The sequence below is a fragment of the Methylocystis sp. MJC1 genome (assembly GCF_026427715.1).
Classification (GTDB): domain Bacteria; phylum Pseudomonadota; class Alphaproteobacteria; order Rhizobiales; family Beijerinckiaceae; genus Methylocystis.
Window position 1 is genome coordinate 1,635,978 of record NZ_CP107558.1, and the last position, 13,272, is coordinate 1,649,249.

General features: G+C 63.7%; 12 protein-coding genes. 6 read left to right on the plus strand and 6 right to left on the minus strand.

The features are described from left to right. Nucleotides 1–14: 14 nt before the first annotated feature. On the plus strand, nt 15–1,190 hold the full coding sequence (locus OGR47_RS07830) for a peptide MFS transporter (protein ID WP_246729828.1): 1,176 nt from the start codon (nt 15–17) through the stop codon (nt 1,188–1,190). A gap of 173 nt (nt 1,191–1,363) precedes the next feature. On the opposite strand, the gene OGR47_RS07835 is transcribed toward OGR47_RS07830, so the two are convergent. Then, nucleotides 1,364–1,834 (minus strand): cupin domain-containing protein, encoded by a 471-nt coding sequence (locus OGR47_RS07835; protein WP_246729827.1) that lies wholly within the window; start codon nt 1,832–1,834, stop codon nt 1,364–1,366. A 279-nt stretch (nt 1,835–2,113) separates the two neighbouring features. On the opposite strand from OGR47_RS07835, the gene OGR47_RS07840 reads away from it, so the two are divergent. Together OGR47_RS07840 and OGR47_RS07845 are read left to right on the plus strand one after the other, a co-directional pair. Further along, entirely contained in the window at nt 2,114–2,881 is a 768-nt protein-coding gene (locus OGR47_RS07840) for a M15 family metallopeptidase (RefSeq protein WP_246729826.1), read from the plus strand. A gap of 115 nt (nt 2,882–2,996) precedes the next feature. Then, the gene (locus OGR47_RS07845) at nt 2,997–3,188 is read left to right on the plus strand and encodes a YARHG domain-containing protein (RefSeq protein WP_165055357.1); all 192 of its coding nucleotides are present in this window, start codon (nt 2,997–2,999) and stop codon (nt 3,186–3,188) included. 151 nt (nt 3,189–3,339) lie between these two features. Here the strand turns inward: OGR47_RS07845 and rpsI are convergent, their stop codons facing one another. From rpsI to OGR47_RS07870, 5 genes are all read right to left on the minus strand, one after another. Continuing rightward, nucleotides 3,340–3,822: a 30S ribosomal protein S9 gene (gene rpsI, locus OGR47_RS07850; protein ID WP_165055355.1), complete on the minus strand. Its 483-nt coding sequence runs from the start codon at nt 3,820–3,822 to the stop codon at nt 3,340–3,342. A gap of 2 nt (nt 3,823–3,824) precedes the next feature. Then, on the minus strand, nt 3,825–4,295 hold the full coding sequence (gene rplM, locus OGR47_RS07855) for a 50S ribosomal protein L13 (protein WP_165055353.1): 471 nt from the start codon (nt 4,293–4,295) through the stop codon (nt 3,825–3,827). A gap of 164 nt (nt 4,296–4,459) precedes the next feature. Beyond that, the gene (locus tag OGR47_RS07860) at nt 4,460–5,257 is read right to left on the minus strand and encodes a DUF3658 domain-containing protein (RefSeq protein WP_165055351.1); all 798 of its coding nucleotides are present in this window, start codon (nt 5,255–5,257) and stop codon (nt 4,460–4,462) included. Nucleotides 5,258–5,372: 115 nt separating this feature from the next. Continuing rightward, nucleotides 5,373–6,677, minus strand: coding sequence for an ammonium transporter (locus tag OGR47_RS07865; RefSeq protein WP_165055349.1), 1,305 nt, complete (start codon nt 6,675–6,677; stop codon nt 5,373–5,375). A gap of 165 nt (nt 6,678–6,842) precedes the next feature. Further along, nucleotides 6,843–7,181 carry a P-II family nitrogen regulator gene (locus OGR47_RS07870; RefSeq protein WP_165055347.1) on the minus strand — a complete coding sequence of 113 codons (339 nt, stop codon included), beginning with the start codon at nt 7,179–7,181 and terminating at the stop codon, nt 6,843–6,845. Nucleotides 7,182–7,466: 285 nt separating this feature from the next. Here OGR47_RS07870 and OGR47_RS07875 point away from each other — a divergent pair, with 285 nt between their 5' ends. The 3 genes from OGR47_RS07875 to OGR47_RS07885 all read left to right on the plus strand — a co-directional run bounded on the left by OGR47_RS07875 (nt 7,467) and on the right by OGR47_RS07885 (nt 12,143). Next, the gene (locus OGR47_RS07875; RefSeq protein WP_165055345.1) at nt 7,467–10,472 is read left to right on the plus strand and encodes a caspase family protein; all 3,006 of its coding nucleotides are present in this window, start codon (nt 7,467–7,469) and stop codon (nt 10,470–10,472) included. A gap of 156 nt (nt 10,473–10,628) precedes the next feature. After that, nucleotides 10,629–11,393, plus strand: coding sequence for a helix-turn-helix transcriptional regulator (locus OGR47_RS07880; RefSeq protein WP_165055343.1), 765 nt, complete (start codon nt 10,629–10,631; stop codon nt 11,391–11,393). Nucleotides 11,394–11,489: 96 nt separating this feature from the next. After that, nucleotides 11,490–12,143, plus strand: coding sequence for an acyl-homoserine-lactone synthase (locus tag OGR47_RS07885; protein WP_165055341.1), 654 nt, complete (start codon nt 11,490–11,492; stop codon nt 12,141–12,143). The last annotated feature ends 1,129 nt before the right edge of the window (nt 12,144–13,272 follow it).

Here is a 13,272-nt window from a genome sequence, read left to right on the forward strand (position 1 = left end):
TTTTCGCGTCGGAAATGTGGGAGCGATTCTCCTATTACGGGATGCGCGCGCTCCTCGTCCTTTACATGGTCGATTATCTCCTTGCGCCAGAGCGCGCCAGAGAGGCTCTCGGCCTTGCGGAGCTGCGGCGCGGACTCGAGCTGCTTTCCGGGCCGCTGGCGCCACAGCCTTTCGCCTCGCAGGTCTACGGGCTCTACACCGGGCTTGTCTATTTGACGCCGATCCTCGGCGGGCTGATCGCCGACCGGCTGCTGGGGCGCACGAGAACCATCGCGCTCGGCGCCGGCATGATGCTCATGGGCCATTTCATGATGGCCTATGAGCCTTTCTTTCTCATCGCGCTTTTGCTCATCGCTTTCGGCTGCGGCGCTTTCAAGCCAAATATTTCAACGCAGGTGGGAGAGCTCTATGCTGAAAACGACTTGCGCCGCGACCGCACCTATTCGGTCTTCTATGTCGGGATCAATATTGGGGCTTTCTTCGCGCCGCTCGTGTGCGGAACGCTGGGGGAAAAAATCGGTTGGCATTATGGCTTTGCTTGCGCGGGCGTCGGCATGGGCGTCGGTCTTGCGACCTATCTGCTCGGACTTTCCCATTTGCCGCCTGATCCGCCGCTGGGGAGTTGGCGCGCCGTAGCGGAAGATCGCGAAAATCTCCGGCTTCGCCAAGCGCTTCTACTGGTTCTGCTTTTCTTTATTCCGTCGTCTCTGTTCTGGGCGGCCTTCGAACAGCAGGGCAACACGATCGCGCTCTGGGTCGAGCGCTCCACCGACCGCCACATCGATCTCCTGGTCTGGCGCGGGGATATTCCGGTGACCTGGTTTCAGGCGCTCAATCCGTTGATGATCTTTCTCTTCACCCCGCCGCTCGTCGCCTTGTGGGGACGCCTCGCGCGTCGCGGGCGTGAGCCCTCGACGCTGCGGAAATTATCGATCGGCTGTCTCGGCGTCGCGGTCAGCTATGGGGTGATGGCGCTCGCGGCCTGGAGCGGAGGCGGTGAAAAGACGAGCTGGCTTTGGCTGCTCGCTTATTTCGCCATCATCACGATCTTCGAGCTGCATTTCTCGCCGATTACCCTGTCGCTCGCGTCGCGTCTCGCGCCCGTTGGCGTGCGCTCGGCGCTGATGGGCCTTTGGCTCGCGTCGATGTTTCTCGGCAATCTCCTGGCCGGGTGGCTGGGAGGGTTTTGATCGAGCTTCTCGAGCGTCGAATTCTTCGTGATGATGGCTGGTCTCGGCGTCGTCGGCGCAGTCTTCATCCAAGCAGTGCGACGGCCGCTCGCGTCTTTTATTCCGACTGCAAGCTGAAGTCCGAAGCCCCGATTGGAGCGCAGCGAACAGAAAGGCGCCCGGTGTTTTTTGCTCTATTTTTTCGGCAGGAGAATCACATGCTCCTGCTCCTCGCCGTCGTTGCGCGCCACGATGGCGATGGCGGGTTCGGTCTTGCTCAGATTGGTCGGCTGATGCGGCACGTCGCCCGGGATATAAATGAAATCGCCCGCGACATTGACGACGCTCTTTTCGAGATGCTCACCATATTTGGTTTCGACCGTGCCTTGCAGCAGATAGATCGCCGACTCATAGCCCTTGTGAACATGCGCCTGCGCCGAGGCGCCCGGCGGAATGACTACCTTGAGCAAAGACAGCCCCTTGGCGCCGGCGTTTTTGCCCGAGATCCCCGGAAAGAAGGGCAGGGCCTGTTTCGACGTCGAGGCCTCGCCCACGCGGACGGTGACGACATCCTTGCCGTCCTTGGCGCCGATGATTTGAGGATCGCCAGCGAGGGCGGATGCTCCGAAGAGCGAAAAGGCGATCAACAAGGCTAGCTTACGCATCGGGTCTTCCTTTGTCCCGGCGACCGAAGTGAGCGGGGCTCTCGACTCACCGGCCGCGTGCATTGTCGCACGGCGGCGCGAACCTCGTCCTTCCAATTTGGCCGTCCGGGTGAAATGCCGCGACAACCGCGCTGTTGCCGCAAATTGCGAAGGGAGTATTCTGATTGCGCACCCACGCCGAGAAGCGGCCCGCGATTGGTTGGGAGGGGCGAGATGTCCGAGGGAAGGCCCGGCGCAGTCGCACTTGCAATACGCCCGTCGGTGGCGCGAATAGCGTGCTTGCGCGCGTATGTCGCCGGACTCGTCGTGGTCGGAGGCGCGAGCGCCGTTTCCGCCCAGGCGCTCCCGCCCGCCGCTCTCGTGCAGGCTTATCCCGAACAGCTACTTGGCGAGGACGGCGCCTTGCTAGTCTGGCGAGACGGAACCAGGCAGCCGCTTTCGGATGGCGCGCCCGACAAGAGCTTCGATGAAAAGCTGAAGAACGCCTCGCTGCTCGATCAACTCAGCCTGCCCTATCCAAAGGGGCCGCTTTCAAGGCCGCCGCAGGCGCAAGATGATCCCGGACGGTTTCGCAACGCGTCATTTTTCGACAAGATGTACGGAGACTGCGACAAGGGCGAGACGCAAAAGCGTCTCGTCGCCGTCACATGGGTCGGTGGACAAAAGATAAAGGCTACCACCGTCAATGGCGTCGCGCAGAAGATGCGCGCCATCGCCGAAGAGCTGGAGCGGCTGCCCGCGACGCTGAGGGGCTTCGCCTATCCGAGCGCCGGCGCGTTCAGTTGTCGCGCCGTGAAGGATACGGGAAAGCGCAGCATGCACGCTTATGGCGCGGCGATCGACATCAATGTGAAAAACTCGGACTACTGGCTGTGGCGCAAAGGCTCCTACCGCAGCCGGATCCCTTATGAGATCGTCGCCATCTTCGAGCGCCACGGATTTATCTGGGGCGGAAAATGGGGGCATTTCGACACGATGCATTTTGAATACCGCCCGGAGTTCTTTCAAGCGGCGGCAAAGGAGACGTTGGATAAAGCGACACATTAACGGAAAACGGCCGACTTCTCTTTCTTTCGCCTGCATCGCCGCGGTCGCGGCGGTCTTCACTATCTTCGGGACGTTCGTCGCGCCGTCGCCGGCGCGCGCGCACAACCCGGCTCACATGTCGTGCTACGATTTATGGTATGCCCGAAACGCGATTTATGCGCGCAACGGATATTGCTTCAAGACGGCGCGCGCCCGCGCCGAATTCGGCCACGGCTGCTTTCCGCCCTATGGAGAATTGCGCGGCTGGGAACGTCGGCGGGTGAATGAACTTCAGATGTGGGAAGCCCAGAAGGGCTGCTCGTTCTAGGCGCGACAGCCGGGCGCAGCGGCAAGCCATACGGAACCAAGCGGAAACGGTATCGTCTGCGCGCCGGCATAACGAAAAAACGCCGCGTTGCAGGTTGCAGCGCGGCGCTTCGATAACTGAGAGAGAGGAGGCGCGCCGTTGCGCGCCCCTGTTAGCGCTTCGAGAACTGGAAGCTGCGGCGAGCCTTGCGCTTGCCGTATTTCTTGCGCTCGACCACGCGGGAGTCGCGGGTGAGGAAGCCTTCCTTCTTGAGCGACGAACGCAGCTCGGGCTCGTAATGGGTCAGCGCCTTGGCGAGGCCGTGGCGCACCGCGCCGGCCTGGCCGGAGAGGCCGCCGCCGGCGACCGACACCATGACGTCGTACTGGTCGACGCGCTTGGCGACGCCGAGCGGCTGCTGCAGGATCATGCGCAGCACCGGGCGGGCGAAATAGACCTCGATGTCGCGGCCATTGACCGTGATCTTGCCGGAGCCCGGCTTGATCCAGACGCGGGCGACGGCGTTCTTGCGCTTGCCGGTGGCGTAGGCGCGGCCATATTTGTCGAGCTTCTGCTCGTATTTCGGCGCTTCGATCGCGGCGGCGACGGCCGCCTGATTGAGGTCGGCGAGCGAGGAAAGGGTGGTCTCGGCCATAATCAGGCGCTCCGGCTATTCTTGGCGTTCAGGGCGGCGACGTCGAGCGTCACGGGCGTCTGCGCCTCGTGCGGATGCGTGGCGCCCTTGTAGACGCGCAGGTTTCCGAGCTGCTGGCGGCCGAGCGGCCCGCGCGGCAGCATGCGCTGCACGGCCTTCTCCAGGACGCGCTCCGGGAAGCGGCCTTCGAGAAGGAACTTGGCCGAGCGCTCCTTGATGCCGCCCGGGAAGCCCGTGTGATAGTGATAGACCTTCTGGTCGCGCTTGCGGCCGGTCAGCACCACCTTGTCGGCGTTGATGACGATGATGTTGTCGCCATCGTCCATATGGGGGGTGAAGGTGGCCTTGTGCTTGCCGCGCAGGCGCAGCGCGATGAGCGAAGCGAGGCGGCCGACGACGAGCCCGGAGGCGTCGATCAGCACCCATTTCTTTTCGATGTCGGCGGGCTTCGCCGAATAGGTCTTGCCAAACATGGGATGCGAGTTCCGTCTGAACGAACTGTTCGGATGCGGGTGGATAGGGGATGCGGGGGCGGGGGTCAAGCAAATTATGCGGGTTGTTCGATCTGTATGGCCCGGAAAACAAGGCGCGGCCCGATGGTGGTATTATATTACCGAGCAATTGAATCCGACCGAAGTCAATCCGCCTGAACGGGCGCCCGCATCAGGAAACCCCGCATCCCATCGCCCGCACCCTCGATTTCTTTCATATCGAGAAGCCCGTCTTCGGCCAGCGCTAGGTAGCGTGACCAAATGAAGCTGTCGCTGACGAGGCGATGGCTTGCACAAAACCGGGCGAGGGCGGCGCCGACGATCCTGACGGCTCGCTCCCAGTCCTGTGGCGCCTCCTCGAGGAGCTCTGCGTCAAAGAAGGAAATAGGCTTGGAAACTAGCCGATCGTTTTCGGTGACGCGCAGCGGGGCGTTTTCCGATCTGAGGCGGTGCCAGATCTCGCGCCCTTCGGCGATTTCGGCTCGGGACATCTCCGTCCGGCGGCGGAGAAGGCCAGCGGAGATCAGTTCTGCTTTGCTTATGACTCCAAGCGCATCGACGCGCCAAAGGCCCGCTCGCCCCTGAATCATCGCGTCTGTCGCATCGATGAGCCCAAATGCGCGTTCGCCGACGCGCGAAAGGAACTCCAGAAACGCCGCATGATCTCCAGCGTCCGAACGGCAGGTCCAGATGATTGGATAGGCCTCCGGCGCCAAAGCTTCCCGCCATGCAAGCTCTGCCATGTCTACGCGCTCGCCATAATGTTCGCCCAGATTGTCTTCGAGCCACTGGCGTCTGGCGTCCCGGCCGCCGTTGATCGGTCCATAGCCGAGGTGATCGCCGATCACGACGAGCTTCTCGTTTACGCCTAGTTCTTCGAGCGCTTGTTTGGCTGTTCCCGCTGCTGAGAGGCTGGGGAGGATATGAACAATCGTTTCGGCCATCCGATCAATAAAATCCCTTTAACCGAGCGCGTTTCTTTAAATATCATGGCCGAAGAATGAAGGCCCTCCCTCCGGCTTCCCGAAGAGAGGGCCATTCCAACTTGCGCCAGCTTCTTTACTGGTGATGCAGCGCCTCGCCATGCAGGGCGATGTCCAGCCCCTCGCGCTCGTCGTCGCCGCTCACGCGCAGGCTGGTGAAGAGCGACACGATCTTCAGCGAGATCAGCGTCCCGATCACGCACCAGCCGATCGTCACGCCGACGCCGATGGCCTGCACCACGAATTGATGCGTATCGCCTTCCAGCAGCCCGGCGACGCCCGGATCGCTGTCGGAGGCCGTGATCGCGCGGGTCGCGAAGACGCCGGCCATCAGCGTGCCCATGATGCCGCCGACGCCATGGACGCCGAAGACGTCGAGCGTGTCGTCATAGTTGAATTTGTGCTTGGCGACCGTGCAGAACCAATAGCAGACGCCGCCGGCGATCAGCCCGATGACGACGCCATGCCAGGGCAGCACATAGCCCGAGGCCGGGGTAATGGTGCCGAGCCCCGCGACCGCGCCGGAGATAACGCCGAGCACGGAGGGCTTGCCGCGTTCGAGCCATTCGAGCCCGCTCCAGACCAGCGCGCCCGAGCAGGCGGCAAGATGCGTGGCGACGATGGCGAAGACCGCGCGCGAATTGGCGCCGAGCGCCGAGCCGCCGTTGAAGCCGAACCAGCCGACCCAAAGAAGCCCGGTGCCGACCACGGCGAGCGAGACGTCGAAGGGCGAGAGATTCTCGCGCCCAAAGCCGACGCGATTGCCCATCACCAGCGCGCAGACGAGGCCCGCGACGCCGGCGTTGATATGCACCACCGTGCCGCCGGCGAAATCCAGGAGGCCCATCTTCTGCAGGAAGCCGCCGCCCCACACCCAATGCGCCGACGGCACATAGACGATGAAGAGCCAGACGACGCTGAAGACGATGAAGGCGGAAAATTTCATGCGCTCGGCCACAGAGCCGCCGACCAGCGCGCATGTGATGACCGCGAAGGTCATTTGAAAGGCCATGAAGAGGATTTCGGGGATGGTCTTGGCGAGCGGGCTCACCGTGTCGATCCCCACGCCCGAGAGCAGGACGCGCGCCGCATCGCCGATCAAGGGGCCGTCGCCGGAGAAGACGAGGCTGTAGGCGATCGCGATCCACAGCAGCGAGACGACCGCTGTGGCGATGAGGCTCTGCGCCATTGTCGCAAGCACGTTCTTCTTGCGCACCATGCCGCTGTAGAAAAGCGCCAGTCCGGGTAGCGTCATCATCAGCACGAGCGCGGTCGCGACGATCATGAAGGACGTGTCTGCGCCGTCGATCTTGGGGGCGTCCTGCGCAAGGGCAGGGGTGGCGAGGAGGGCGCCCGCAAGCGCCAGGAGCGGTTTTTTCATGGAGGAGCTTTCAGCTTTCTTGGTTGATTGGCGTTCTTTGGCAGTCTTTCCGGGCGCCGCCGTCATTGCGAGGAGCGAAGCGACGAAGCAATCCAGCCACGGGCGCCGTGGCTCTGGATTGCTTCGCTTCGCTCGCAATGACGGCCTGCTGTGACAGGTGACCCCCTACAGCGCCTCTTTGTCCTTCTCGCCGGTGCGAATCCGGATGGCGCTTTCGAGGGGGGTGATGAAAATCTTGCCGTCGCCGATATGGCCGGTGCAGGCGGCCTTGCGGATCGCGGCGACGACGCCCTCGACGCGGTCGTCCGTCGTTGCGATGTCGATTTTCAGTTTCGGGAGGAAGGACACCATATATTCGGCGCCGCGGTAGATCTCGGCGTGGCCCTTCTGGCGCCCATAGCCCTTGACCTCGGTCGTCGTCATGCCATGGACGTCGACGGCCAGAAGAGCGTCGCGCACTTCATCGAGCTTGAAGGGTTTGATGATGGCGGTGATGATCTTCATTCGAGCATTTTGCTTTCATTGCCAGCATGATGGGTGTTTTATCAGCAATGCTCGTGCCAGCCTGCGCAATATCTATACGAGGCGACGCCTATCAAGGCGTCAGCCTGCTTACTTGATTGTCACGCGGGCGCCTGGCGCTTAAAAATTCCACAAATTGTTCAATAAAATGGCTGCGGCTCACCGCTCTGCCGCCCTTTGCGTCCCCGTATCGTTCAGCACAGGTTCAGCGGAAGGCGCTGAATAACAAGAAGATGCTAGGGTTGGCGACTCCAGGGGAGATTGTGCATGCTTCGAATTCGAGCGCTCTTGGCTGCGGCGGCCGCGCTATTGGCGCTTGCCGCCGGATCGGGCGCCTTGGCCGCCGAACGGCGGCTTGCGCTTGTCATCGGCGAGTCGGCCTATCCGGCGAAGCCGCTGCCCACGGCCGCGAATGACGCCGGCCTCGTCGCGCAGACCTTGCAGGCGGCGGGCTTCGACGTCACCGGCGCGCGCGATCTCGACGAGGCGGCGCTGAAACAGGCGTTCCGCGATTTTCTTGACAAGACCGCGGTCGCCGGGCCGGAAGCGGTCGCCTTCGTCTATTTCTCGGGCTACGGCCTGCAACTCGAAGGCGAGAATTACCTCGTGCCGGTCGACGCCGCCTTGGCGCGCGACGTCGACATCCCGATGCGAACCCTGCGCGTCTCCGATTATTTGAAGCCACTTGCGTCGGGGGCCAAGCTCAGCGTCGTCGTGCTCGACGCGGCGCGGGCCAATCCTTTCCAGCTTTCCGGCCAGCCGCTCGCCGGCGGCCTTGCGCTTTATGAGCCGGGGGGCAGGTCGCTGCTCGCCTATAACGCCGCGCCGGGGACGATCGCGCCGGAGCAGACCGGCGACTATGGCGCCTACGCCCATGCGCTCGCGGAAATGATCCGCGACGGCGGACGGCCGCTGATGGACGTCTTCGAAAATACCCGCCTGCGCGTTTCGGACGTCACCAAGGGCGCGCAAATCCCATGGAACTCCCAGCGCGTCGACACGGATTTCCTGTTCTTCCAGCGCGAGGCCAATGCGCCTTTGCGCAGCCAGGATGTGGCGCGGCTGGCGAAGCCCATCAGCGCGCTCGGACCGGAAGAGGGTTTCTCGGCCGCGATCCGCCGCGACACGCTGCAGGGTTACCAGGATTACGTGGCGACCTATCCCGCGGCGCCCTACGCCAAGCGGGCGCGGGCCATTCTCGCCGCCCGGCGTGAGGCGCTGACCTGGCGCCGTTCGCGGGTCGTCGATACGCCCAACGCCTATTGGAGCTATCTGCGCCGCTACCCCAAGGGTCCGCACGCCTGGGACGCGCGCCGCCGCCTTGGGGAGTTGCGTTACGAACTCGAGCCGCCGCAGCGCTTCGCGATGATCGATTACGATTATCCGCCGCCGCCGCCCGACGAGATCGTTTACGTCGAGCAGCCGGTCGTGGTCTTCGACGATCCGATCTGGGGCTTTGCGCCGCCGCCGCCGCCGCCGGTCTATCTCCTGCCGCCGCCGCCGCCGGATTTCGTGGTCCTGCCGCCGCCCGTCGTCATCGCGGAGCCCTATGCGCTGCCGGCGCCGCAATATGTGCCGATACCCGTTTGGCAGCGGGTGCCGGATTATATCGCGCCGCCTCCGGATAACTTCATCTACTCCAATGTCCACAACTCCGTGGTCGTCGACCCGCAGGCGAATAACGTCGTGGTGCGTAACCCTGCGGGCAGCCTTGTCTCCTCCGAGGCTCTGACGGCCGCAGGGGTCGGGGCGGCCGCGGTCGCCGTCGGCGCAGCGCTGCCGAACTTCATCGCCAAGCGCAACGTCGTTCAACCTGCCGCCGCGCCTCAACCGCCCATGGGACCGGCTGTGGGCGTTCCCGCGACGCCTGCGCCGGTTGGTCCTGCCCAACTCGGGCCCGCCCCCCAGGGGCCGGGCGGTATTATGGGCGCTCCTGCGGGCTCTGCGCCTCCGGCTCCGGCCGGCGCGGCGCCGCTGGCGCCAGCCGCTGTCGGGCCCAATGCGCCGCCGTCTGCCGGGCTCGGAATCCCCCACGCGAACGCGCCCAGCGGGCCCGCGACCTCGCCGGCAGGTCCTGCCGGCGCGTCGCCTTCGGGCGCCCTGGCGCCGAAGGACCATGCTTTGCCCCAGGCGCCGGCAGGGAGCGCGACCACCAATCCGGCAGGTGCGCCGCAAGGAGTTGGCGCGCCCGGGATGTTGCCGGCCGGCCCTGCCGGAGCGTCGTCTCCGGGCGCCCAGACGCTGAAGGGTCACGCCTTGCCCCCGCCGCCGGCGGGAGGCGCGCCGCCGGCCGACAAGCCCGGCGCCCCGCTGACGCCGGCGACGACCGATAGCGCGCTCAAAGGTCATGCGCTTCCGACGCCGGCCGGCGCTCCAGCCCTCGGTGGCGCGGCCGGTCCCGGCGCATTGGAAAAGGCGGCGCCTCTGCCGGCTCCCGGCAGGCATGCGCCCGCCGCAGGGGGGGCTCCCGATCAAGCCTTGCCCTTGCGTCACGAGGTTCCGCCTGCCACCGCTCAACAGCCGGAGACCCATTCTTTGGGCCGCGAGCCGATGGGTGGCGTAGGCAGAGATCATATGATCCCCACGCCAGGGGGACCGGGCGGGGCTCCCTCCAACGGGACGCCGCGATCGGCGCCGCCGACAGCTGTCGATAGGCCAGTGCGGGGTATTCCGGGGCCCGCCGGCGGCCTCGATCCCTCTGGATCGATGGGGCCGGGTCATGGGATGGGACCGAAAAACGTCGCGCCCGCCCAGTCGCATCCACCCGCGCCGCAAAATCTCCTCGGCGGTGCTGGGACGGCGCCGCATCGGGCCATCGAGCCTGCGCGCGAACCAATGATGCGCGGCCCGGAAGGCGGACAGCCCCATATGCCGCCCGCGCCAATGCGGGAGCCTTCGGGAGGTCTACGCGAGATGGCGCCGCACAGCATGGCTCCGCCCATGCGCGCCGTTCCCCGTGAGGCCATGCCCGCGCGGCCGGAGGCCGCTGCGCCAGCGCATGTGCGCGCCGCGCCGCCGCCCGGCTACGGCATGCCCCCGCAAATGCATCAAATTGCGCCGCCTGCGATGCATCCGCCGCCGCCCGCACCTCCACCGGCTCCGCCCGCCGCCTTTATGCGGCAACCGCCTGCGCCGCCGCCGCAAGTCGCGCCGCCGGCGATGCGCCCGGCCTCGGCCCCGCCGCATCCCCAGCCAATTAGAGAGGGCTCGGGTCAGCACGGGGCTGGGGGAGGCTCGGGAGGACCGCCGCCCGGATTTGGCGGAATGCAGTAGCCGACAAGAAAGCGCCGCTAAATCAAAGCCCGGCCGGAAGGTCGGGCTTTTTCAGTGATGCGCAGGCATTTGCGAGATTGATGTCGATTTACGTTGTTTACATTTGGGTGACACGGTAAAGTTACCGCCAATTTTACTCTTTTCCCATTTTCAACCATGCATACCGACGATTTTTTCGACCTCATCGACCGCTTGGCTCAGGCCGACCGGATCGAAACCGCCTCGAACATCATGGAGCGCTTTCTTCGCGAGCGGGGGCTCCAGAACGGCGCTTATGCGGCCTTGAACATGCCGACGCCGGGCGGCGCGCGGCCGCTTTTGGCGGTGACCTATTCCGGCGAATGGCAAAAGCATTACGCTCAGAGCGGTTACGTCGACCTCGATCCGATTGTTCGCGCCGGCCTTGGGGGCATTCTGCCGATCGACTGGGCGGAGATCGACCGCAGCGACCCGGTTGTCAGAAAATTTTTCGGCGAGGCGCAGGAGATGGACGTCGGCCTCAATGGCTTGTCGATTCCTATTCGTGGCCGCCTGGGAGAATTTGCGCTCTTTACCGTCACAACCAATGAGAGCAGCGCCGCCTGGCTGGCGCTGAAGCAGGAATTGCTTCGCGATCTCATGGTGCTCGCATTTAATTTCCACGCGGCGGCGCTGCGTTCATGCGCGCCCGAGCAAGCGACTGCGGTTCACCTGCCGCAGCGTGAAGCCGCCTGTCTTCGATGGAAGGCGCTTGGCAAGACAGATGACGAGATCGCCCGCATTCTCGGCATCAGCTCGCATACCGTCCGCTTCCATCACGAATCCGCGCGCGCCCGGCTCAATACCGCCAACACTACTCATACGGTCGCGAAGGCGCTGGCGCTCGGCCTGATCAACATGTCTTACGAGCCGAGCCACCTCCTCCCCAAAAAGCGGAACTGACTCGGAAGGGGCGCGGACCTCCCATTTTTGGGAGGTGATCAAACAGCAAAGTTTAAGTCAGTTTTTCCCCGCTGAAACAAAAAGCGGGGTTTGGACATGATCAAAATCATACCGGGAGAATGGCGCGGACGTTTCCCGCGCCTCATCGACGAAATGCACCGGCTTCGGCGCAGCGTCTTCTACGAGCGCCTCAAATGGCAGGTGACGCTCATCAACCGTTGGGAGATTGACGGCTATGACGCGCTCGATCCGCTCTATGTCCTGGCCCTGGATGAAAATGAGCGCGTCATCGGCGGGCTAAGGCTCTTGCCCACCACCGGCTTCAACATGCTGAACGACACATTCCCTCAGCTGTTGCCGGATGGCGCACGCATTCAAAGCCCGCTCATCTGGGAATCGAGCCGCTTCACCGTGCGGATGACCGGAGACTGCCGGATCGACTCGCCGATCATCGGCCGGGCGACGGCCGAGCTTGGCATGGCGCTCAATGAAATCGGCAAGGCGGCGGCTCTCACGCATATTGTCACCGTCTACGATCGCGCCATGCATCGTTTGCTGACGCGCGTCGGCTGCGCCGGCGAACCGCTCGGACCGCCGCAGATCATCGGCGGCGTCGAGACTTATGCTGTGCTCTATGAGGTCGGGCCCGGATGGGACCCGCATGTGGGCCATTTGGCGGGCGGCAGCATCACGCTCGCGCCTCAGGACATGGCGGCCGTGCTGGCGCGGCAGGGCGCCAGCACATTTTAACAGGGAAAAGAAATTTTCAGGCGGCCAAGGAGGCAAAGCATGTTTCGTCTCATGACGTACAAAGGAATTGCGCTACTCAATACAGAGGTCGATACGGCCTATCGGCGTCGGCGCAGCACGAACGCGCCCGACCACTATCCTTGCGTCCTGCTCGATGTTTTGGATGAACGCGCGCTTCTCATCGCGCTTCTCGATCGGCGGCGACGTTATGAAAATGGCCGGAACTGGCTGAGAAATTTGCGCAGGGACGTCGACGCTTTGGCGCGAAGCTCGAGAGAGCCCAGAGAGCCAAGCGGTCGGCGGAGAGCCCCTTCGCTCCGAGCGAGCCGCGCGCAGCCGAAGGCGCCGAGGGAACGTCCGCGGCGTAGGGAGCCTTGACATCATCGACGCGCGTCCGCCGGACGCGCGTCTTCCCCTCGTTAATTCACATATGCGGTAATCGCGAAGGTAACGGCCGCGGCGGCGGCGAGGATCGAGACGATGGCGGCGAACGAGTTCATGGCGCTTCCTCTGCCTTTTGCTTTCCGTTGGCGCAACGGCGCGACAAAATAACGCGCCCACTTCCGAAAAGGCGCAAGCGGGAAAAGTTGCTGCATTGCACGCCAAAATAGTATCGGAGCGCCTGTTCGAGCGACAGCGTCACCGGGCGATCACCAGATAAATGAACGTCGCGCGATGACCGCCGCGATGCAATGTCGATCCCTGCGCCGTCCTCGCGAGTAGCTGACGCAGATCAAGCGGCCGTCGGAATCTTTGTTTTGCATAGGGCAGAAAACAGGTTAGGCGCGGCTGCCTAAGAAGTGATCTGATGGAGTTTACGGCTCAAATCTGCCTAAACATTGTTCATTTTGCCGAAGGCTCCCCCCGGGAGATTCGTGAACTTAAAGGCCTTTTTTAAGCTGGCTTCAAAATTGCGTGGTAGCCTTCGTGAAGGCGCTCGGAGGCTTGTCTCAACGACGTGAACTGCGCTGCAACATTGAATCCTTAGGCGAATTATGGATCCGATTTGGCTAATTCGCCTTCCTGACCTAGGATGGGCCAACCACATATCTAGGCAGGCGAGGGCCACGCCCTCTGTCGCAGTGCTGTTAACCGGGAGAGGCGCCCCAAATTCAGCGGGTCTCGTCCC

Bases quoted from the DNA above. Each gene is read 5' to 3' on its own strand.
- OGR47_RS07830 (WP_246729828.1), top strand. From the start codon at position 15: ATGTGGGAGCGATTCTCCTATTACGGGATGCGCGCGCTCCTCGTCCTT.
- OGR47_RS07835 (WP_246729827.1), bottom strand. From the start codon at position 1,834: ATGCGTAAGCTAGCCTTGTTGATCGCCTTTTCGCTCTTCGGAGCATCC.
- OGR47_RS07845 (WP_165055357.1), top strand. From the start codon at position 2,997: ATGTCGTGCTACGATTTATGGTATGCCCGAAACGCGATTTATGCGCGC.
- rpsI (WP_165055355.1), bottom strand. From the start codon at position 3,822: ATGGCCGAGACCACCCTTTCCTCGCTCGCCGACCTCAATCAGGCGGCC.
- rplM (WP_165055353.1), bottom strand. From the start codon at position 4,295: ATGTTTGGCAAGACCTATTCGGCGAAGCCCGCCGACATCGAAAAGAAA.
- OGR47_RS07860 (WP_165055351.1), bottom strand. From the start codon at position 5,257: ATGGCCGAAACGATTGTTCATATCCTCCCCAGCCTCTCAGCAGCGGGA.
- OGR47_RS07865 (WP_165055349.1), bottom strand. From the start codon at position 6,677: ATGAAAAAACCGCTCCTGGCGCTTGCGGGCGCCCTCCTCGCCACCCCT.
- OGR47_RS07870 (WP_165055347.1), bottom strand. From the start codon at position 7,181: ATGAAGATCATCACCGCCATCATCAAACCCTTCAAGCTCGATGAAGTG.
- OGR47_RS07875 (WP_165055345.1), top strand. From the start codon at position 7,467: ATGCTTCGAATTCGAGCGCTCTTGGCTGCGGCGGCCGCGCTATTGGCG.
- OGR47_RS07880 (WP_165055343.1), top strand. From the start codon at position 10,629: ATGCATACCGACGATTTTTTCGACCTCATCGACCGCTTGGCTCAGGCC.
- OGR47_RS07885 (WP_165055341.1), top strand. From the start codon at position 11,490: ATGATCAAAATCATACCGGGAGAATGGCGCGGACGTTTCCCGCGCCTC.